Genomic DNA, 18648 nt, shown 5'->3' on the forward strand with positions numbered 1-18648 from the left:
AGCCATGATCCAGATGCAAAGCACGCTTTCCGCAGCGGACAACAGCGGCGCCAAAGAACTGATGTGCATCAAGGTGCTCGGCGGCTCGCATCGCCGCTACGCCGCGATCGGCGACGTCATCAAGGTCGCCATCAAGGATGCCATCCCGCGCGGCAAGGTGAAGAAGGGCGAGGTGTACAACGCCGTGGTGGTGCGTACCGCCAAGGGCGTGCGTCGTCCCGATGGCTCGCTGATCCGTTTCGACGGCAATGCAGCGGTGCTCCTCAACAACAAGCTCGAGCCGATCGGTACCCGTATCTTCGGGCCGGTTACCCGCGAGCTGCGCAGCGAGAAGTTCATGAAGATCGTCTCGCTCGCGCCCGAAGTGCTCTGAGCGAGGTCCTGAATATGAACCGTATCCGCAAGGGCGATCAGATCCTCGTGATCGCCGGCAAAAACAAGGGTCAGCGCGGCGAAGTGCTGCGTGTGGACGGCGAGCGCGTGTTCGTCGCCAACGTGAACCTGGTCAAGCGCCACACCAAGCCGAATCCGCAGGCCCAGCAGGCCGGCGGCATCGTCGAGCGTGAGGCCTCGATCCATCTCTCCAATGTGCAACTGTTCAACCCCGCCTCGAACAAGGGTGAACGCGTTGGCGCCAAGACGCTCGCTGATGGGCGCAAGGTCCGCGTGTTCCGTTCGACTGGCGAGGTCGTGGACGCGTAAGGATCAATGACATGACGCGCCTTGAGACGTTTTACAAAGAGCAGGTAGTGCCGAAGCTCACCGAGAAGTTCGGCTACCAGAACGTGATGCAGGTTCCGCGCATCACCAAGATCACGCTGAACATGGGCGTGGGCGAAGCTGCCGGCAACAAGAAGATTCTTGAAAATGCCGTGGCCGACATGGCCAAGATCTCCGGCCAGAAGCCGATCACGACCAAGGCGCGCGTTTCCGTGGCCTCGTTCAAGATCCGCGACGGCTGGCCGATCGGTTGCAAGGTCACCCTGCGCCGCGCCCAGATGTTCGAGTTCCTGGATCGCCTGATCAACATCTCGCTGCCCCGTACCCGCGATTTCCGTGGTGTGTCGGGTCGCGCCTTCGATGGCCGTGGCAATTTCAACTTCGGCATCAGGGAACAGATCATTTTCCCGGAAATCGATTTTGATGCCGTTGATGCGATGCGCGGCATGGACATCGCCATCACCACCACGGCGAAGACCGACGCCGAGGCCAAGGCACTGCTGGAAGCCTTCAGCTTCCCCTTCAGGAATTGAGAGAAACTTCATGGCAAAGACCTCGATGGTCAACCGCGACATCAAGCGGACCAAGCTGGCCAAGAAGCATGCTGCCAAGCGTGCCGAGCTGAAGGCGATCGTGCTGAGCCCCGCTGCCTCGTATGACGAGAAGATGGCGGCCCAGGCCAAGCTGCAGAAGCTTCCGCGTGACGCCAGCCCGGTACGCCAGCGCACCCGTTGCGCGCTGACCGGCCGCCCGCGCGCCGTGTATGCGAAGTTCGGCCTCGGTCGCAACAAGCTGCGCGAAGCCACCATGCGTGGTGATGTGCCGGGCCTGCACAAGGCCAGCTGGTAATTCCACCCGCCGGCCCTCACGGGCCGGAATGGCTGGCGGCGGTGCCGCCGACCCACGAAATGCACCGGTATTCGCCAAATGCCGGAAGTGCTGATATAGTAGGCGGTCTGCGCAAGGCAGAATGGCCATCTGTCGGCCTCACAATCTGGTTGATTTCCGGTTACTCGGATATCGGTGCACTCTGAAGGATGTTTTCATGAGCATGACTGATCCCATCGCCGACATGTTTACGCGTGTCCGCAACGCCCAGCTGGTGGGCAAGCCGACGGTAAGCATGCCGTCGTCCAAGCTGAAGTTGGCGATCGCCAACCTCCTCAAGAGCGAAGGCTATATCCTCGACGCGCAATCCACCCAGGTGGAAGGCAAGCCGACGCTTGAGATCAAACTGAAGTATTTCGAGGGTCGCCCGGCCATTGAGTCGATCGCTCGCGTCAGCCGCTCCGGCCTGCGCATCTATCGCGGCAAAGATGTCTTGCCGAAGGTGCTCGGTGGTCTGGGCGTCTCCATCATTTCGACGTCCGCCGGCCTCATGACCGACGCGCAGGCCCGTGCCAAGGGTCTGGGCGGCGAAGTCATCGGTCAGGTCGCCTAAGGAGCCGACGATGTCTCGTGTTGCCAAGAAGACGATCAACCTGCCCAAGGGCGTGGAGCTTGCGGTTACCGCCGAGAGTTTCACCGTGAAGGGCCCCAAGGGCACCCTGTCCACGCACGTCCTGCCGGGCGTGTCGCTGGCGATTGACGGCGCTGCCGTCAACATTCAGCTGGCCGCAGGCGCCGAGGACAAGTTCGGCGGTACTGCGCGTGCGCTGCTGGCGAATATGGTCAAGGGCGTATCCGAGGGTTACGAGCGCAAGCTGGAGCTGGTCGGCGTGGGTTATCGCGCCTCCATGGCCGGCAAGGCTCTGAACCTCAGCCTGGGTTTCTCCCATCCGGTGGTGTTCGAAGCGCCGGTCGGTATCACCCTGGAAACCCCGACGCAGACCGAGATCCTCATCAAGGGTTCGGATAAGCAGGTCGTGGGCCAGGTGGCCGCCAAGATTCGCGGTTTCCGTCCGCCGGAGCCCTACAAGGGCAAGGGCGTGCGTTACTCCGGCGAGAAGATCACCCTGAAGGAAGCCAAGAAGGCGTAAATGCGCTGTCCCTGCGCGAAGAAGTGGCCATCTTTGGCCGCACGCTTCACCAAGAGCAGGTAACAGACATTTCAAGCCAATCCGCTTTCGAGGAACAAACAGATGAACAAGAACGAATCCCGCCTGCGTCGTGCCAAGTCCACGCGCTCCCACATCCGCAAGCTTGCGGTGGCTCGCCTGTCGGTGCATCGCACCGGCCAGCATCTTTACGCGCAGGTGTTCGACGCCTCCGGCGAGAAGGTGGTGGCGGCGGCTTCCACCGTGCAGAAATCGGTGGCCGAAGGTTTGAAGGGCACCAAGAACCTTGTTGCCGCGGCTGCCGTTGGCAAGGCTGTCGCCGAGCGCGCATTGGCCGCTGGCGTGGAGTCGGTGGCGTTCGATCGCTCCGGTTTCCGCTATCACGGTCGCATCAAGGCGCTGGCCGAGGCTGCGCGTGAGGCTGGCCTGAAGTTCTGATTTCAGGGCATGGCGAGTAGGGAATAGGGAAGCCCGGTTTTCGGCAAGCTGCCATTCCTCGTCGCGATGCCCCGTTTCCTGTAGCAAACAACAACAAGCGGCCAAGCCGCAAGCAAAAGTCCCGGATGGTCCGGGCACATGGAATCGAGAAATGTCTTCCAACGATCGCGAAAATTCCGACGGCCTGCTTGAAAAGCTGATCGCCGTCAACCGCGTGGCCAAGACCGTCAAGGGTGGCCGCCAGATGAGCTTCACCGCGCTGACCGTCGTCGGCGATGGCGAGGGCAAGGTGGGTTTTGGTTATGGCAAGGCACGTGAAGTGCCGGTGGCCATCTCCAAGGCCATGGAGCGCGCGCGCCGCCAGATGGTGAACATCGACCTGAATAACGGCACCCTGTGGTACGCCATCAAGGCCAACCACGGCGCGGCCCGCGTCTACATGCAGCCGGCCTCCGAAGGTACCGGCGTGATTGCTGGTGGTGCCATGCGTGCCGTGCTGGAAGTGGTCGGCGTGAAGAACGTGCTGGCCAAGGCCGTCGGTTCGCGCAACCCGATCAATCTGGTGCGCGCCACCATCAAGGGACTGCAGGCGGTGGCTTCGCCGAAGCAGATCGCCGCCAAGCGTGGCAAGACCGTGGACGAGGTGCTGGGCAATGGCTAAGAAGAACGAATCCGCTGCCACCGTGCGCGTGCGCCTGGTCAAGGGTCTGCGCGGCGTGCAGGCCCGTCACCGCCTCAGCGTCAAGGCGCTGGGTCTGGGCAAGCTCAACGACGTGCGCGAGCTGAAGGACAGCCCGCAGGTGCGCGGCCTGATCAACACGGTCTACTACCTGGTTCAGGTGGAGGAATAACCATGCGTCTGAACAACATCAAGCCCGCCGAAGGTTCGCGCAAGTCCAAGCTGCGCGTGGGTCGCGGTATCGGTTCTGGCCTGGGCAAGACCGCTGGCCGTGGCCACAAGGGTCAGCACGCCCGCGCGGGCGGCACGCACAAGTACGGTTTCGAAGGCGGCCAGATGCCGCTGCAGCGTCGCCTGCCCAAGGTCGGCTTCAGTTCCAAGCTGAAAGCGCAGAGCCAGCAGGTGTTCCTGTACCAGCTCGCCGCCCTCGAAGGCGACGTGATCGACGTGATCGCCCTGCACAAGGCTGGTCTGATCGACAGTCGCGCGAAGAAGGTCAAGGTCGTGCTGAAGGGCGAGATTGGTCGCGCGGTGAAACTGTCGGGCCTGCTGGCCACGGCTGGCGCCAAGGCCGCCATCGAGGCGGCCGGCGGCAGCGTGGAGTAGGCACCGTGGCAGAAGCCAAGGGCAACGCACTCGGCAAGCTCGGTAAATTGACCGAGCTACGCCAGCGCATCTTCTTCGTGATCGGCGCGCTGGTGGTGTTCCGCCTGGGCTCGTTCATTCCCGTGCCGGGCGTCAACCCGGATGCGATGAGCAACCTGGTTCAGGGCAATGGCCTGATGGACATGTTCAACATGTTCTCGGGCGGTGCGCTGGAGCGCTTCTCGGTGTTCGCGCTCGGCGTGATTCCGTACATCTCGGCCTCCATCGTGGTGCAGATGATGGGCTCGGTGCTGCCGAGCCTGCAGGCGCTGCGCAAGGAGGGCGAGTCCGGCAAGCGCAAGATGACGATGTACACCCGCATCGGCACCGTGGGCCTGGCCTTGTTCCAGTCTTTCGGCATCGCGGTGGCGCTGCAGAAGCAGGTGGCCGCCGGCGGCGCGCCGGTGGTGTACATGCCGGGCTTCGGCTTCGTGTTCGCCTCGGTGGTCGGCCTCACTGCCGGCACCATGTTCCTGATGTGGCTGGGTGAGCAGATGACCGAGCGCGGCATCGGCAACGGCATTTCGTTGCTGATCTTCGCCGGCATCGTGGCGGGCCTGCCGGGCGCGACCGTGCACACCTTGGGCATGTCCAGCAATGGCGAGCTGTCGGTGCTGTCGCTGCTCTTGGTGTTCGGCATCGTGCTCCTGGTGACCGCCTTCTGCGTGTTCATGGAGCGCGCCCAGCGGCGCATCACTGTGAACTACGCGCGGCGTTCCGGCGGCCAGCGGGCCTACCAGAACCAGAGTTCCAACCTGCCGCTGAAGATCAACATGTCGGGCGTGATCCCGCCGATCTTCGCGTCCAGCCTGCTGATGTTCCCGGCCACCGCGGTGAGCTGGTTCGGCACCGGGCACCAAGCGCGCTGGCTGCAGGATCTCACCCAGGCGCTGAACCCGGGCGAGCCGCTGTACGACATCGTCTATTCCGTGATGGTGATTGCGTTCGCGTTCTTCTACACCGCGATCGTGTTCAACGCGGACGAGACGGCCGATAACCTCAAGCGCTCCGGTGCGCTGATTCCTGGTATTCGCCCGGGTCGCGCCACCTCGAGTTACATCGACGGCGTGATGACCCGCCTGACTGGCGTCGGCGCCCTGTACTTGGTGCTGGTGTGTCTGGTGCCGTCGTTCATGCAGAAGTTCTGGCACGTGCCGTTCTACTTCGGCGGCACTTCGCTGCTGATCGTGGTGGTCGTGGTGATGGATTTCACTGCCCAGATTCAGGCGCATCTGGTCAGTCACCAGTACGAAAGCCTGCTGAAGAAGGCCAATCTCCGTCGCAACTAGTGGCTGCTGGGGCGCAAGGGACAGGTCGACAAACCGGAAGGCCGGCGGTGGATCACCGCAGGGCTTCCCTGTCAAGACAAACAAGTTTAGAATTGCGCGTTTACCGCGCACGAAAAGCATCGGAGAAAGTACATCATGGCGCGCATCGCAGGTGTCAATTTGCCGATCCAGAAACACGTCTGGGTTGGCCTGCAGAGCATTTTCGGTATCGGCCGCAGCCGGGCCAGGAAGGTCTGCGCGGACGCTGGCGTGGTTCCCACCACCCAGATCAAGTCCCTGAGTGAAGGCGAAGTGGAAAAGCTTCGCGCCGAAATCGCCAAGTACGTCGTCGAAGGCGACCTGCGCCGCGAAGTCGGCATGTCGATCAAGCGCCTGATGGATCTGGGTTGCTATCGCGGCCTGCGCCATCGTCGCGGCCTGCCGGTGCGCGGTCAGCGCACGCGCACCAATGCACGCACCCGCAAGGGCCCGCGTCGCGCCATCAAGAAGTAATGGGATAGATCATGGCCAAGCCAGTCAAGACCAAGAAGAAGATCAAGCGCGTTGTCACGGATGCCGTGGCCCACGTGCAGGCCTCCTTCAATAACACCATCGTCACCATCACCGATCGCCAGGGCAATGCGTTGTCGTGGGCGACGGCCGGCGGCGCGGGTTTCCGTGGTTCGCGCAAGTCCACCCCGTTCGCCGCCCAGGTCGCCGCCGAGAAGGCTGGCCGCGCCGCCGGCGACTACGGTGTGAAGACCGTGGAAGTGCGCATCAAGGGCCCGGGCCCGGGCCGCGAGTCGGCCGTGCGTTCGCTGAACGCGCTGGGCTACAAGGTGCTCAACATCATTGACGTCACGCCGATTCCGCACAACGGCTGCCGTCCCCCCAAAAAGCGTCGAGTGTAAGGAGTAGTCACCATGGCCCGTTATCGTGGAGCTACCTGCAAGCTCGCCCGCCGCGAAGGCGCTGACCTGAGCCTCAAGAGCCCGGCCCGCGCAATCGATTCCAAGTGCAAGCTGGAGAACAAGCCCGGCCAGCATGGCGCCAACAAGCGCATGCGCATGTCCGACTATGCCGTCCAGCTGCGCGAAAAGCAGAAGGTCAAGCGTATCTATGGCGTGCTCGAGCGCCAGTTCAGCAACTACTACTCCAAGGCGTCGACCCTGAAGGGCAACACCGGCGAGAACCTGCTGCGCCTGCTCGAAAGCCGCCTGGACAACGTCGTTTATCGCATGGGTTTCGCGGTCACCCGCGCCCAGGCTCGCCAGATGGTCGCCCACAAGGCGGTGCTGGTGAACGGCAAGAAGGTCAACATCCCTTCCTACCAGGTCAAGCCGGGCGATGCCGTCGCGTTGACCGAGAAGGCGCGCAGCCAGCTGCGCGTGCAGGAAGCGGCGACCGTGTTCGACACCATGGATCTGCGTCCGGGTTGGGTCGAGGTCGACAGCAAGAAATTCGAAGGCACCTTCAAGGCCTTGCCTGATCGCGGCGATCTGCCGACCGACATCAACGAGGCGTTGATCGTCGAGCTTTACTCGAAGTAATCATCGGAGCTCTGCATGGCAGTTTCGTCAACTAGTGTGCTGCGGCCGCGTGGCCTCAGCGTCGAACAGCTCGGGGCCAACCGCGCCAAGGTGGTGGTCGAGCCGCTCGAGCGTGGCTTTGGCCACACCCTGGGCAACGCGCTGCGTCGCGTGCTGCTCTCCTCGATCCCCGGCAGCGCCATCGTCGAGGTCGAAATCGACGGCGTGCTGCACGAATACACCACGCTCGAGGGCCTGCAGGAGGACGTGATCGAAGTCCTGCTGAACCTCAAGGACGTGGCGATCCGCCAGCATACCGGCGACGAGGTCACCCTCACCCTGTCCAAGAAGGGCAAGGGCGTGGTCACGGCCGGCGACATCGTCGTCGATCACTCGGTGGAAATCATCAACCCCGAGCACGTGATCTGCCACCTGACCAAGGACATCGCGCTCAACATGCGCCTCAAGGTGCGTCGCGGCGTGGGTTACCAGCCGGCCAGCGCCCGCGTCCATCCGGACGACGAAGCGCGCCCGATCGGTCGCTTGCAGTTGGACGCGTCGTTCGCACCTATCCTGCGCGTGGCCTACGAAGTGGACGCTGCCCGTGTGGAACAGCGCACCAACCTCGACAAGCTGGTGCTCGACATCGAGACCAACGGCACCATCGGCGCGGAAGATGCCGTGCGCAAGGCGGCCGAGATCATCAACGACCAGCTGTCGGTGTTCGGTGATTTCTCGCGTCGCGAGAGCGCCGGCGACAAGGCCGAAAAGAGCGGTTTCGATCCGCTGTTGCTGCGTCCGATCGACGATCTGGAGCTCACCGTGCGTTCGGCGAACTGCCTGAAGGCCGAGAGCATCTACTACATCGGCGACTTGGTGCAGAAGACCGAGGTCGAGCTGCTGAAGACGCCGAACCTGGGCAAGAAGTCGCTCACCGAAATCAAGGACGTGCTTGGTTCGCGCGGTCTTGCCTTGGGCATGAAGCTGGAGAACTGGCCGCCGGCGGGTATCTCGCACGGCATGCAGTTGGGTTGATTGGAAGCCGGGATTCGATAGCAGGGATCCGGGATTCGGCAGAGCAGGTTCTCGCAAGAGTGCGGCTTTTACGAATCCCCAATCCCGTATCCTGAATCCCGATAGAGACAAACATAAGCGGGTAACCGCGGGGCATCGAACACAAGAGTCGATGCTTCATAACAACAGACCTACAGAGAGAGTTTCGTCATGCGCCACCAGTATTCGGGCCGCAAGCTCAACCGCACCACCGCCCATCGCGAAGCGATGTTCAAGAACATGGCGTCGTCGCTGTTCAAGCACGAGTTGATCCGCACCACCTTGCCGAAGGCCAAGGAACTGCGTCGCGTCGCCGAGCCGCTGATCACGCTGGCCAAGACCGACAGCGTCGCCAACCGCCGTCTGGCCTTCGCGCGCATGCGCGACAAGGAGGCGGTGGGCAAGCTGTTCGTGGAGCTGGGGCCGCGCTACCGCGAACGCGCCGGTGGCTACCTGCGCATCCTGAAGTGCGGCTTCCGCGACGGTGACAACGCGCCGATGGCCTACGTCGAGCTGGTCGGCCGCCCGCAGTCCGCCGAGGCTGCCGGCGAGGAGTGATCCTCAAGCCATTTGGCCATCCAAACGAAACCCCGGCAGGGCGACCCGCCGGGGTTTCGTTTATGTGGCCGCGTGTGGCTGACAGGGCGCCGGCAAGCAGGTAATGTCGACATTTCCTTCATCACCCGCACCGCCATGAATCCCTTGCGTTGGTCGTTCCGCGTCAGTTTGCTCGCCGGTTTCCTCGTTTGCGCCGGACTGATTGGCTTCGCGCTGTATGCGCAGTACGCACTCGACATGGACCCCTGTCCGCTGTGCATCCTGCAGCGCGTGGCCTTCATCGTGCTGGGCGTGGCCTTTCTTGCCGGCGGGCTGCATGCGCCGCGCGGCGCTGGTCGCTGGGGCTACGTCGGCCTGCTGCTGCTCATCGCCCTGGTGGGTGCGGGCATCGCGGTGCGGCACCTGTGGATACAGTCGCTGCCGCCGGGCACGGTGCCGAGCTGCGGCGCGCCGCTGGGGTATCTGCTGGAAACCCGCGCCGGCAACGGGGGTTTGATCGGCGTCTTGCTCAAGGTGCTCTCGGGCTCGGGCGAGTGCGCGCGCGTGCAACCCATCCTTGGCTTGTCGATGCCGTGGTGGTCGCTGATCTGGTTCGGGTTGCTGGGGGCCTGGGCGGCACTCGCGGGAGCGCGCGCGCGGACGGTGCGGCGATGAGCAGCGCGGCGGTCGACCATCTCGCGCCCGGCTGGGCGCCGTCGTCGTGGCAACGGCGCGAGGCCTTGCAGCAGCCGCAGTACGAGGATGCCGCCGAGCTGGCGCAAGCCACCGCACGGCTGGCGCAGCTGCCACCGCTGGTGACCTCATGGGAAGTGCTGGCGCTCAAGCAGGCGCTGGCTGAGGCGCAGGAGGGCAAGCGCTTCCTGCTGCAGGGCGGGGATTGCGCGGAGAGCTTTGCCGATTGCAGCAGTCCGGTGATCTCCAACCGGCTCAAGGTGCTGCTGCAGATGAGCCTGGTGCTGGTGCACGGGCTCAAGCAGCCGGTGTTGCGCGTGGGCCGTTTCGCCGGGCAGTACGCCAAACCGCGCTCGGTCGATACCGAAACCCGCGACGGCGTGACCCTGCCCAGTTTTCGCGGCGATGTGGTCAACGGCGCGGCGTTCACCGCCGAGGCGCGCCGGCCCGACCCACAGCGGTTGATTCGCGCGCATTCGCACTCCGCGCTCACCATGAACTTCGTGCGCGCCCTGATCGACGGCGGCTTCGCCGACCTGCGCCACCCCGAATACTGGGATCTGGCCTGGGTGGAGCACTCGCCGCTGGCCGCCGAGTACCGCCGCATGGTGGCCTCCATCGGCGACTCGCTGCGCTTCATGGAAACCCTGGCCGGCCCCATCGCCGGCTTCTCCAAGGTGGACTTTTTCACCTCGCATGAGGCGCTGCTGCTGCACTACGAGCAGGCACTCACCCGCCAGGTGCCGCGCAACCCCGGCTGGTTCAATCTCTCCACGCACTTTCCGTGGATCGGCATGCGCACGGCGGCGCTGGATGGCGCGCACGTGGAATATTTCCGCGGCATCCGCAACCCCATCGCGGTGAAGGTGGGCCCGTCGGTGACGCCGGCGCAGTTGCTGCCGCTGATCGATGCGCTGAACCCGCACGACGAGCCCGGCCGCCTCACCTTGATCCACCGCATGGGCAACGACAGGATTGCGCAGGCACTGCCGCTGCTGCTCGATGCGGTACGGCGCGAAGGTCGCCGCGTGCTGTGGGTGGCCGACCCCATGCACGGCAACACCGAGAGCACTTCCAATGGCTACAAGACGCGCCGCTTCGACAACATCCGCGGCGAGCTGGAGCAGGCGTTCGAGCTGCATGCCGTCGCCGGCACGCGGCTGGGCGGTGTGCATCTGGAACTCACCGGCGAGGACGTTACCGAATGCACCGGCGGTGCGCGTGGCCTGGCCGAGGCTGATCTTGAGCGCGCCTACAAGTCGATGGTCGACCCGCGCCTCAACTACGAGCAGTCGCTGGAGCTGGCCATGCTGATCGTGCGCAAGTCGGCGGGTGGGCAGGCCGTTGGTGAGTTCAACTCGGAACCGAACGCTTAAGGGGGCATGGTTGTCGTGATGACATCGAAGAGAGTGCGATTCGTTGAAGTAGTTTTGTTCATAATGAGCGCCACAGCCACGTACGCTCCCTTGCTTCTTGGAATAGGTCTCTCGCTTATCATGTGAGCTTCGCGAACTCAGCGTGATGCCGACACCGGCTTGCCGTTCACCGTGTCGAGGAACTTCGGCGGCTGCCACGCATGCGTGTGTTGCTCGAAGCCGTAGGCGATGGCAATGAGCGTGGGTTCGCTCCACTTGGCACCGAACAGCACAATGCCCACCGGCAGGCCGTGTGCCCAGCCGGCGGGCACGGTGATGGACGGATAGCCCGCCACGGCGGCGGGCTGCGAGGGACCACCGATGGTGGGGTCGCCGCTCACCACGTGATCGCCCAGCACCGGGTCGGTGGTGAAGGCCGGCCCCCACGATGGCGCCAGCAGGGCGTCGAGGTGTTGCGCGGCGAGCGCCGCGTCGATACCTTCCGGCCCGGCCAGCCGCTTCGCCGCGGCCAGTGCATCGAGGTATGCCTTGTCGGTGAGCTGGCCTTTCGCCTGTGCCTGCTCGAACAACTCCTGCCCGAACCACGGCATCTCCTGCGCCGCGTGCGCGCTGTTGAATGCAATCAGGTCGGCCAGCGTGTGCACCGGCAGCCCCTCGCGCGTGGCGAGGTAGGCATTGATGTCGTGCTTGAAGTCGTACAGCAGCACGGTTGATTCCTGCGCGCTCAGCTCCTGCAGGTGCGGCAGGGTTACCGGGTCGACGATGATTGCGCCCTGCGCCTTCATCGTGGCGATGGTTGCGTCGAGCACGCGGTCGGCATTGGGCTCGTTGCCGGCCAGCGCGCGCACCACGCCGATGCGCTTGCCGCGCAGCCCATGCGGGTCGAGGAGCTTCGTGTAGTCGGTGGCGTGCTGGTCGGCATCGGCGGTGGCCGGGTCGCGCGGATCGCTGCCGGCGATCACGCTGAGCAGGGCGGCGGCATCGGCCACGTCACGCGCCATCGGGCCGGCGGTGTCCTGATTGTGGCTGATCGGCACGATGCCAGTGCGGCTCACCAGCCCCAGCGTGGGCTTGATGCCGACGATGCCGTTCATCGCCGCGGGGCAGATGATGGAGCCGTCGGTCTCGGTGCCGACGGCGACCGGTACGAGGCCTGCCGCCACCGCGGCGGCCGAACCGGCACTGGAGCCGCAGGGGTTGCGATCCAGCGCATAGGGGTTCTTGGTCTGCCCACCCACGCCGCTCCAGCCGCTGCTGGCGTGGGTGGAGCGGTAGTTGGCCCATTCGCTGAGGTTGGCCTTGCCCAGGATTACCGCGCCAGCCTTGCGCAGCTTCGCCGCGATGGTGGCGTCGCCTGACGCGGGCACCGCAACCAGTGCCAGGGAGCCGGCGGTGGTGCGTTCGCGATCGCCGGTGTCGATGTTGTCCTTCAGCAGCACCGGGATGCCGTACAGCAACCCATGTGTCTTGCCGCGTTTCGCGTCCAGTACGGCGGCGATGGAGCGCGCATCGGGATTGGTTTCCAGCACGGCCTTCAGTGTGGGGCCGCTGCGGTCGATGCGCTGGATGCGGGCGAGCGCCTCCGCGGTCAGCGTCTTGCTGCTCAGTGTTCCGGCATCCATGCGCTGCTGCAGTTGGGCGAGGTTGGCGTAGTCCACGCCGGTTTCCTGCGCGAGCAGTGGCGCGCTGGCGAGCAGGGCGAAGACGAGCAACGAACGGACGAGCAGGCGATGCGGCATGACGTTCCCCGGCGGACGCGACGCAGCAGTCGCGATCGACAGAGCATAGCTGCGTACCTGCCGTGTGGCAGGCTGTCTATACTCGGGGCATGAGTCCATGCCTGCCTACCCGGCCGCAACGCGCCGGCCGTTTCCTTCGCGCTTGCCTTGTGCTGTCACTGTTGGTGTCGTGTGCGTCGGTGTTTGCTGCCGCACACGACTTGTCCGCCGTGCCGGCGCCGCCCGACACGCTGCAACAGCGCATCGCCGCCTGCACGGCTTGCCATGGTGAACATGGCGAAGGGCAGCCGGACAGCCGCTTCTTTCCGCGACTGGCCGGCAAGCCGGCGGCGTATCTCGAGCGGCAGCTGATGGATTTCCAGCGCGGCCTGCGCAAGTACGCGCCGATGGAATACACCGTGCGCGGGCTTGATCCGGCTTATCTGCGCAAGATCGCCGACTACTTCGCCATGCAGCAGGTGCCGTATGCGCGCGCGGCGGTGCCCGCCCTGCCGGCGGCGGCCCTGCAGCGCGGCGCGCAATTGGCGACGACGGGCGATGCCGCGCGCGGCATTCCCGCTTGCGCGAGTTGCCATGGCAGGGCGTTTACCGGAGTGGTGTCCGGCGTGCCTGGCCTGGTGGGCCTGCCGTACGACTATCTCAGCGCGCAGCTCGGTGCCTGGCGCACGCATACGCGCGCCAGCGCGGCGCCGGATTGCATGGCGAAGGTGGTGGGCCACCTGAGCGAAGCCGACATCACCGCCGTGGCCGCCTGGCTGGCCAGCCGCGAACCGCCCGCCGAGGTGCGGATGTCACCGGCGGACGATATCGACCCACCGCTGCGTTGCGGCGTGCTGGAAAGCGCCGCCGCGCGTTGAGTGTTGCGGCGTGCTGGGAGCGCCGCCGCACATTGAGTGTGGCAGGGCGCGTCAGCGGCGCGCGTAGCGCTGCTGCAGCAGGGCGAACAGCGCGCGCAGGCCCATTGCCTCGCCGCCGCGCGGCCGGCCGGGGCGATCGGCGTCGTTCCAGGCGTAGGTGTCCAGGTGCAGCCAGGGCTGGCCGTCGGGCACGAAACGTTCCAGGTACAGCGCGGCGGTGATCGCGCCGGCGTGGCGCGAGGGGCCGGCGTTGGCGAAGTCAGCGAGGTAGGAGTCCAGCAGCTTGCGGTAGGGGCGCCACAGCGGCAGGCGCCACAGCGGATCGTCCACCGCGCGGCCGGCGGCGAGCGCGGCTTCGGCGAGCGCGTCGTGGTTGCCGAACAGCGCGGGCAGATCCGGGCCCAGCGCCACACGGGCGGCGCCGGTGAGCGTGGCGAAGTCGATGATGAGCTCGGGCTGCTGCTCGGCGCCGTAGGCCAGCGCGTCGCACAGGATCAGGCGGCCCTCGGCGTCGGTGTTGTCCACCTCCACCGTGTGGCCGGCGCGAGTGGTGATGACCTCGCCCGGGCGCATGGCGTTGCCGGCGACGGCGTTCTCCACGGTCGGCACCAGCAGGGTGAGCCGCACCGGCAGTTGCGCGCTCATCACCAACTGCGCCAGCGCGATGGCGTGCGCGGCGCCGCCCATGTCCTTCTTCATCCAGCGCATGCCGTCGCTGGACTTGAGATCCAGTCCGCCGGTGTCGAAACACACGCCTTTGCCCACGAACACCAGCTTCGGATCGCCGACCTTGCCCCAGGACAGCTCCACCAGTCGCGGCGCGCGATGGCTGGCGCGGCCCACGGCGTGGATGGTGGGGAAGTTGGCCTTGAGCAGGGCATCGCCCACCCATTCGTGCACCTTGGCCTTGTGCGGCTTGGCCAGCGCCTTCACCGCGTCGGCGAGCTGCTCGGGGCCCATGTCCTCGGTGGGCGTGTTGACCAGGTCGCGCACCAGGGCGGTGGCTTCCGCCAGCGGCTGCACGGCGGCGAGCGTGGCGGCGTCCAGTGCCAACCTGGCCGGTGCGCGCTTGGCCTTGCGGTAGCGGGTGAACCGGTAGGCACCCAGCGCCCAGCCCAGCGCGGCCTGCGCGGCGTCCAGCGCCACGCCTTCGGTAGCGAGCGCATACGTGCCTTCGGGCAGGCTCATCGGCAGTGCGGCCAGTGCGGCCAGCGGTTCGGCGGCGTCCACACCCACCAGCACGCGCACGAGCTTGCCCTGCGCGTCGGCCAGCCGCAGGTGGCTGCCGGGGGCGGCGTCGAAGCCGTTTGCGTCCAGCCAGCGGCGCTGCGCGGCGTCCAGGCGCTTCTTCGCAGCGGGCAGGCGACGGGCATCGACGGCTTCGATGGCAACGGGATGGCGGGCGGACGAACGGTCGATCAGGGCGGACATGGGTTTCCTCGGGCGTGCATGCGGTTTGCGCAAGCGCCCATGATGCGCCGATGCCGCCGCAGGGTCACGCCGCCGAGTGGGATTCCAGCCAGTCGGCGAGCGCGCCGAGGTGGGTGAAGGTCAGCTCCGGCGCTGCGCCGAGTTCCGCGGGCCAGGCGTCGCCGTGGCGGTTGATCCACGCCGAGCGTAGTCCGGCGCGGCGCGCACCCAGCACGTCGAGCGCGGGATCGTCGCCCACGTGCAGCACGTCTTGCGCCGCTACGCCGAAACGCGTGGCGGCGGCGTGGAAGATGCGCGGGTCGGGCTTGGCCACGCCGACGTCGCGCGAGGCGATGTGGACGGAGAAGTGCGCGGCGATGCCGGTGCGCGCGGGGTCGGCGTTGCCGTTGGTGAGGCTGGCCAGCGGCCAGCGCGCGGCCAGCCGCACGAGCGCGGGCAGGCTGTCGGGCCAGGGTTCGACGCCGTTGCGCGCGGCGAAGTAGACCTCCCACACGGCGTCCAGTGGGGCGTCGGCCACGCCGCAGCTTTCGAAGGCGCGGCGCTGGGCGATGCGGCGCTGCGCGGTGAAGTCGTGCGCGAGGTCAGGGCGATCCCGCGACACTTGCGCGCGCAGCTCGCGCATGGCCGGGATCGGCCAGGCGCGGGCCACCTCGGGCCAGTGCGCGCGCAGGTAGGCGTCCACCGCCTGGTCGGCCCGCTCCAGCGCCGGCCGCACCGGCCACAAGGTGTCGTCGAGGTCGAGCGTGATCGCGCGGATCGGCACGCGGGTCAGTGGGCGCTGAGCTTGAGCGTCTGACCGGGGCTGAGCTGGTCGTTCTTGAGCTGGTTCCAGCGGCGCAGGTTGGCCTGGCTCACGTGGTGATCGAGCGCGATGCTTTCCAGCGTGTCGCCGGTGGCCACCGTGTAGCTGTTCGCGGCGGCGTTGCGCTTTTCCATCGCGGCGCGAGCGGCGGCCGTACGCTCGGAGGTCGGCGACTCGGCGGCGGCGGCGGCGTAGCTGGCGCCGGGTGCGGCCAGCGGAGGCTTGGCATGCGAGGCGGTGGCTTCGGCGTAGACCTGGTCGCGGCGGGCCGCTTCCTTGGCGAGCAGCGCGTTGCCATCGGCGTAGGGCAGCACCGAGTGGTTGCGCAGCACGGCCTTGGCCTTGTCGCTGGCGAGGAAGTCGAGGAAGGCCTTGACCGCTGCGGCCTTGCTGCCGTTCGGGTTGCTCACCAGGTACAGCGGCGTGTACAGCGGGTAGCTGCCATCGGCGATGTTGGCGACCGAGGGCGCCACGCCGTCGACCGGGATGGCGCGCAGCTTCGCATTGCCGCGCACATCGGCCAGCGAGGACAGGCCCAGACCGTTCGGGTTCAGCGCGATGCCGTCTTCCAGCGCCTTGGTGTTGAGGTACAGGCGCGGCGCGGCGATGGCCTGCTCGCCGCGGCCGAACAGCAGGCTGCGCAGGCTGTATTCCAGGCCGTCGTTCGGGCTGATGACCGCGTACAGGTCGATCGGCGCGTCGTTGCCGCCGAGCTCCTTCCAGTTGGTGATGTGGCCGAGGTAGATCTCGTGCAGCTGGCGCAGGGTGATGCTGCGCACCGGGTTGGCCGGGTTGGCGACCATCACCAGGGCGTCCCAGGCCACCGGGGTGAAGCTGAGGCGGGTGTTCTCTGCGCTGCCGTCGCTGGCACGCGCGCTGCCGGCGAGGTCGGCGCTGCCGCTGGCCACCGCGTCGATCCCCGAGGCGGTGTTGAACGGCTGCAGCTCGATGCGGCCGTGGCCACTGCGCTGCCATTCCTTTGCGATGTCGTCCATCACCGCGCGCGCGGTGGTGACGTCGCCGCGCCAGACGAGGCTGGCGCCCTTGCTGGTCGCTGCCGCATGCCGGACGGGATGGTGGGTGGTCTTGGCGGCGGCTGGCGCGACGAGGCAGGCGCCGAGCAGGAGGGCGGGCAACAGGCGGACAACACGAAGGGACATGATGAGGGTGAATCCTGCGGAGAAAGGGAAAGTGCGCGGCGGGGAAGACCCGCGTGTGCTGGCACAACCGGCTATTTCATCGGCCCGGCCGCAAAAGTTCAAGCGCGCAAGCCGGATTGTGCGATGCCGGCGCCGCTGCAAGCGTGCCCTCGTTCACGCTGCGCGCCTTGCGCGCGGCGTGTTCAGGGAATCACCACGTAATGCGAGCCCTCGTCGTCGGCCACCACCAGCGCGAGCTGGCGCGGACGCACGCCGGCCAGCTCGCGCAGCATGCGCAGGCTGGTGAGGCGCATGTTGCCTACGCCGATCACCAGGTCGCCCTGGCGCAGGCCCGCGGCGGCGGCGTGGCTGCCCGTTTGCACGGCGCCTACCAGCACGCCGTACATGCCCTGGCTGCGCGCGCGCTGACCGAGCTCGGTGAAGGTGACGCCGGTCAGGCGTGGATCGAGGCTGGCGCCGGCGAGGCTGGCGATCTGTTCGGGACGCAGCACGGCGCTCACCTGGCGCGATTTGCCCTGGTGCAGCACGTCCAGCCGTATCGTGCTGCCTACCGGTACCAGGCCTTCGGCGTTGCGCAGTTCGTCCACGTTGTGCAGCGGTTTGCCGTCGATGGCGGTGATGACGTCGCCGGGCACAAGGCCGGCCTGTTCGGCGGGCGAGCCGGGGTCGACGCCGGTCACCACCACGCCCTTGTCCTGCGCGAGGCCAAGCAGGCGCGCGATGCGCGGCGTGATCTCCTGCGACTGCAGGCCCAGCGTGCCGCGCGCCACCTTGCCGTGGGCGACGAGCTGCCGCATCACCTCGCTGGCGAGGTTGGAGGGGATGGCGAAGCCGATGCCCACGTTGCCGCCCGAGGGCGAGAAGATCATGGTGTTGATGCCCACCAGCTGGCCGCGCAGGTCGACCAGCGCGCCGCCGGAGTTGCCGGGGTTGATCGAAGCGTCGGTCTGGATGAAGTTCTGGTAGCGGCCCGAGCCCGACGATTCCGGGCCGAGGCCGGAGCGGCCCAGCGCGGAGACGATGCCCGAGGTCACCGTTTCGCTGAGCCCGAACGGCTCGCCCACCGCCACCACGTAGTCGCCCACGCGCAGCTTGCCCGAGTCGGCCACCGGCAGCGCGGTGAGTCCGCTGGCGTGGATCTGGATCACCGCCACGTCGGTGTCGGGGTCGGTGCCCACCAGGCGGGCCTTGAAGCTGCGGCCATCCTGCAGGGTGACCGTGATGTCGTCGGCACCGCCCACCACGTGGTTGTTGGTGAGGATGTAGCCCTTGGCGGCATCCACGATGACGCCCGAGCCCAGGCTCTGTTCCACCCGTTCGCGCGGCGTGGCCGGCAGGCCGAAGAACTGGCGGAACACCGGATCGTCGAAGTACGGATTGCGCATCTGCACGCGGGTCTTGCTGGAGATGTTCACCACTGCCGGCGTCACCTTCGCAAGCATCGGCGCCAGCGAAGGCATGGCCTGGCCATCCACGGCAGGCGGCATCGCGGCGTGGCTCGCGGTGGGCACCCCGGCGCCCAGCAGCAGGGCGAAGACGGCGGCGAACCAGCGCGGGCGGGGCGGGTGGCGGACGGTCATGATCGACTCCTTGCGATGACGGAAGCAGCGCGCCTTCGACCGCGCACGGCTGGTGGGGGTTCCCGGGCGCGGATGTTGCCTCGGCACTTTACATCGGGTGGCGCCGGGGTTACCTTCCCCCTTCGTCTGCAACCACAACATCTT

24 protein-coding genes are annotated in these 18648 nt (G+C 66.5%); 19 read left to right on the forward strand and 5 right to left on the reverse strand.

What is annotated here, in order from left to right:
• The first annotated feature begins 4 nt into the window (after positions 1-4).
• The 18 genes from rplN to AC3WQA_RS12360 all read left to right on the forward strand — a co-directional run bounded on the left by rplN (position 5) and on the right by AC3WQA_RS12360 (position 10935).
• A complete protein-coding gene (gene rplN, locus AC3WQA_RS12275; RefSeq protein WP_492675327.1) occupies positions 5-373 on the forward strand; it encodes a 50S ribosomal protein L14 in 369 nt (122 codons plus the stop codon).
• Between the two features lie 14 nt (positions 374-387).
• A complete protein-coding gene (gene rplX / locus AC3WQA_RS12280; protein ID WP_492675328.1) occupies positions 388-702 on the forward strand; it encodes a 50S ribosomal protein L24 in 315 nt (104 codons plus the stop codon).
• Positions 703-713: 11 nt separating this feature from the next.
• Entirely contained in the window at positions 714-1253 is a 540-nt protein-coding gene (gene rplE, locus AC3WQA_RS12285) for a 50S ribosomal protein L5 (protein WP_492675329.1), read from the forward strand.
• A gap of 10 nt (positions 1254-1263) precedes the next feature.
• Positions 1264-1569 carry a 30S ribosomal protein S14 gene (gene rpsN, locus AC3WQA_RS12290; RefSeq protein WP_492675330.1) on the forward strand — a complete coding sequence of 102 codons (306 nt, stop codon included), beginning with the start codon at positions 1264-1266 and terminating at the stop codon, positions 1567-1569.
• A 196-nt stretch (positions 1570-1765) separates the two neighbouring features.
• The gene (gene rpsH, locus AC3WQA_RS12295) at positions 1766-2161 is read left to right on the forward strand and encodes a 30S ribosomal protein S8 (protein ID WP_492675331.1); all 396 of its coding nucleotides are present in this window, start codon (positions 1766-1768) and stop codon (positions 2159-2161) included.
• 10 nt (positions 2162-2171) lie between these two features.
• On the forward strand, positions 2172-2699 hold the full coding sequence (gene rplF / locus AC3WQA_RS12300) for a 50S ribosomal protein L6 (protein ID WP_492675332.1): 528 nt from the start codon (positions 2172-2174) through the stop codon (positions 2697-2699).
• Between the two features lie 102 nt (positions 2700-2801).
• Positions 2802-3155 carry a 50S ribosomal protein L18 gene (rplR, locus tag AC3WQA_RS12305; protein WP_492675333.1) on the forward strand — a complete coding sequence of 118 codons (354 nt, stop codon included), beginning with the start codon at positions 2802-2804 and terminating at the stop codon, positions 3153-3155.
• A 151-nt stretch (positions 3156-3306) separates the two neighbouring features.
• A complete protein-coding gene (rpsE, locus tag AC3WQA_RS12310) occupies positions 3307-3816 on the forward strand; it encodes a 30S ribosomal protein S5 (RefSeq protein ID WP_492675334.1) in 510 nt (169 codons plus the stop codon).
• Positions 3809-4006 (forward strand): 50S ribosomal protein L30, encoded by a 198-nt coding sequence (gene rpmD / locus AC3WQA_RS12315; RefSeq protein WP_492675335.1) that lies wholly within the window; start codon positions 3809-3811, stop codon positions 4004-4006. The genes rpsE and rpmD overlap by 8 nt, the downstream gene beginning before the upstream one ends.
• Complete coding sequence (rplO, locus tag AC3WQA_RS12320; protein ID WP_492676356.1) at positions 4003-4440, forward strand: 50S ribosomal protein L15; 438 nt, start codon at positions 4003-4005, stop codon at positions 4438-4440. Before rpmD ends, rplO begins: the two co-directional genes overlap by 4 nt.
• 5 nt (positions 4441-4445) lie before the next feature.
• Complete coding sequence (gene secY, locus AC3WQA_RS12325) at positions 4446-5768, forward strand: preprotein translocase subunit SecY (protein WP_492675336.1); 1323 nt, start codon at positions 4446-4448, stop codon at positions 5766-5768.
• A gap of 135 nt (positions 5769-5903) precedes the next feature.
• A complete protein-coding gene (rpsM, locus tag AC3WQA_RS12330; RefSeq protein WP_492675337.1) occupies positions 5904-6260 on the forward strand; it encodes a 30S ribosomal protein S13 in 357 nt (118 codons plus the stop codon).
• A gap of 11 nt (positions 6261-6271) precedes the next feature.
• Positions 6272-6658: a 30S ribosomal protein S11 gene (rpsK, locus tag AC3WQA_RS12335; RefSeq protein WP_007513384.1), complete on the forward strand. Its 387-nt coding sequence runs from the start codon at positions 6272-6274 to the stop codon at positions 6656-6658.
• A 12-nt stretch (positions 6659-6670) separates the two neighbouring features.
• Positions 6671-7297: a 30S ribosomal protein S4 gene (gene rpsD / locus AC3WQA_RS12340; protein ID WP_492675338.1), complete on the forward strand. Its 627-nt coding sequence runs from the start codon at positions 6671-6673 to the stop codon at positions 7295-7297.
• A gap of 15 nt (positions 7298-7312) precedes the next feature.
• A complete protein-coding gene (locus AC3WQA_RS12345; RefSeq protein ID WP_492675339.1) occupies positions 7313-8311 on the forward strand; it encodes a DNA-directed RNA polymerase subunit alpha in 999 nt (332 codons plus the stop codon).
• A gap of 189 nt (positions 8312-8500) precedes the next feature.
• Positions 8501-8887, forward strand: coding sequence for a 50S ribosomal protein L17 (gene rplQ / locus AC3WQA_RS12350; protein ID WP_492675340.1), 387 nt, complete (start codon positions 8501-8503; stop codon positions 8885-8887).
• Between the two features lie 135 nt (positions 8888-9022).
• The gene (locus tag AC3WQA_RS12355) at positions 9023-9541 is read left to right on the forward strand and encodes a disulfide bond formation protein B (protein ID WP_492675341.1); all 519 of its coding nucleotides are present in this window, start codon (positions 9023-9025) and stop codon (positions 9539-9541) included.
• A complete protein-coding gene (locus AC3WQA_RS12360; RefSeq protein ID WP_492675342.1) occupies positions 9538-10935 on the forward strand; it encodes a class II 3-deoxy-7-phosphoheptulonate synthase in 1398 nt (465 codons plus the stop codon). Before AC3WQA_RS12355 ends, AC3WQA_RS12360 begins: the two co-directional genes overlap by 4 nt.
• Positions 10936-11072: 137 nt before the next feature.
• Here AC3WQA_RS12360 and AC3WQA_RS12365 read toward each other — a convergent pair whose 3' ends face one another.
• Entirely contained in the window at positions 11073-12674 is a 1602-nt protein-coding gene (locus AC3WQA_RS12365) for an amidase (protein WP_492675343.1), read from the reverse strand.
• A 179-nt stretch (positions 12675-12853) separates the two neighbouring features.
• Here AC3WQA_RS12365 and AC3WQA_RS12370 point away from each other — a divergent pair, with 179 nt between their 5' ends.
• Positions 12854-13531, forward strand: coding sequence for a c-type cytochrome (locus AC3WQA_RS12370; protein ID WP_492675344.1), 678 nt, complete (start codon positions 12854-12856; stop codon positions 13529-13531).
• Between the two features lie 51 nt (positions 13532-13582).
• On the opposite strand, the gene AC3WQA_RS12375 is transcribed toward AC3WQA_RS12370, so the two are convergent.
• The 4 genes from AC3WQA_RS12375 to AC3WQA_RS12390 all read right to left on the reverse strand — a co-directional run bounded on the left by AC3WQA_RS12375 (position 13583) and on the right by AC3WQA_RS12390 (position 18411).
• Positions 13583-14962, reverse strand: a complete 1380-nt coding sequence (locus AC3WQA_RS12375; protein WP_492675345.1) for a leucyl aminopeptidase family protein — start codon at positions 14960-14962, stop codon at positions 13583-13585.
• Between the two features lie 64 nt (positions 14963-15026).
• Positions 15027-15725 (reverse strand): HAD family hydrolase, encoded by a 699-nt coding sequence (locus AC3WQA_RS12380; RefSeq protein ID WP_492675346.1) that lies wholly within the window; start codon positions 15723-15725, stop codon positions 15027-15029.
• A gap of 5 nt (positions 15726-15730) precedes the next feature.
• On the reverse strand, positions 15731-16924 hold the full coding sequence (locus AC3WQA_RS12385) for a LysM peptidoglycan-binding domain-containing protein (RefSeq protein WP_492675347.1): 1194 nt from the start codon (positions 16922-16924) through the stop codon (positions 15731-15733).
• A gap of 182 nt (positions 16925-17106) precedes the next feature.
• Positions 17107-18411: a Do family serine endopeptidase gene (locus tag AC3WQA_RS12390; RefSeq protein WP_492676357.1), complete on the reverse strand. Its 1305-nt coding sequence runs from the start codon at positions 18409-18411 to the stop codon at positions 17107-17109.
• Positions 18412-18648 lie beyond the last annotated feature (237 nt).

The organism is Rhodanobacter sp. FW106-PBR-R2A-2-24 (genome assembly GCF_058789615.1).

Bases quoted from the DNA above. Each gene is read 5' to 3' on its own strand.
- rpsK (WP_007513384.1), top strand. From the start codon at position 6,272: ATGGCCAAGCCAGTCAAGACCAAGAAGAAGATCAAGCGCGTTGTCACG.
- rplF (WP_492675332.1), top strand. From the start codon at position 2,172: ATGTCTCGTGTTGCCAAGAAGACGATCAACCTGCCCAAGGGCGTGGAG.
- AC3WQA_RS12390 (WP_492676357.1), bottom strand. From the start codon at position 18,411: ATGCCGCCTGCCGTGGATGGCCAGGCCATGCCTTCGCTGGCGCCGATG.
- rplQ (WP_492675340.1), top strand. From the start codon at position 8,501: ATGCGCCACCAGTATTCGGGCCGCAAGCTCAACCGCACCACCGCCCAT.
- AC3WQA_RS12360 (WP_492675342.1), top strand. From the start codon at position 9,538: ATGAGCAGCGCGGCGGTCGACCATCTCGCGCCCGGCTGGGCGCCGTCG.
- AC3WQA_RS12355 (WP_492675341.1), top strand. From the start codon at position 9,023: ATGAATCCCTTGCGTTGGTCGTTCCGCGTCAGTTTGCTCGCCGGTTTC.
- rplX (WP_492675328.1), top strand. From the start codon at position 388: ATGAACCGTATCCGCAAGGGCGATCAGATCCTCGTGATCGCCGGCAAA.
- rpsN (WP_492675330.1), top strand. From the start codon at position 1,264: ATGGCAAAGACCTCGATGGTCAACCGCGACATCAAGCGGACCAAGCTG.
- rpsM (WP_492675337.1), top strand. From the start codon at position 5,904: ATGGCGCGCATCGCAGGTGTCAATTTGCCGATCCAGAAACACGTCTGG.
- rpmD (WP_492675335.1), top strand. From the start codon at position 3,809: ATGGCTAAGAAGAACGAATCCGCTGCCACCGTGCGCGTGCGCCTGGTC.
- AC3WQA_RS12385 (WP_492675347.1), bottom strand. From the start codon at position 16,924: ATGTCCCTTCGTGTTGTCCGCCTGTTGCCCGCCCTCCTGCTCGGCGCC.
- rpsE (WP_492675334.1), top strand. From the start codon at position 3,307: ATGTCTTCCAACGATCGCGAAAATTCCGACGGCCTGCTTGAAAAGCTG.
- AC3WQA_RS12365 (WP_492675343.1), bottom strand. From the start codon at position 12,674: ATGCCGCATCGCCTGCTCGTCCGTTCGTTGCTCGTCTTCGCCCTGCTC.
- rplN (WP_492675327.1), top strand. From the start codon at position 5: ATGATCCAGATGCAAAGCACGCTTTCCGCAGCGGACAACAGCGGCGCC.
- rplR (WP_492675333.1), top strand. From the start codon at position 2,802: ATGAACAAGAACGAATCCCGCCTGCGTCGTGCCAAGTCCACGCGCTCC.
- rpsD (WP_492675338.1), top strand. From the start codon at position 6,671: ATGGCCCGTTATCGTGGAGCTACCTGCAAGCTCGCCCGCCGCGAAGGC.
- rpsH (WP_492675331.1), top strand. From the start codon at position 1,766: ATGAGCATGACTGATCCCATCGCCGACATGTTTACGCGTGTCCGCAAC.
- rplE (WP_492675329.1), top strand. From the start codon at position 714: ATGACGCGCCTTGAGACGTTTTACAAAGAGCAGGTAGTGCCGAAGCTC.
- AC3WQA_RS12375 (WP_492675345.1), bottom strand. From the start codon at position 14,962: ATGTCCGCCCTGATCGACCGTTCGTCCGCCCGCCATCCCGTTGCCATC.
- AC3WQA_RS12345 (WP_492675339.1), top strand. From the start codon at position 7,313: ATGGCAGTTTCGTCAACTAGTGTGCTGCGGCCGCGTGGCCTCAGCGTC.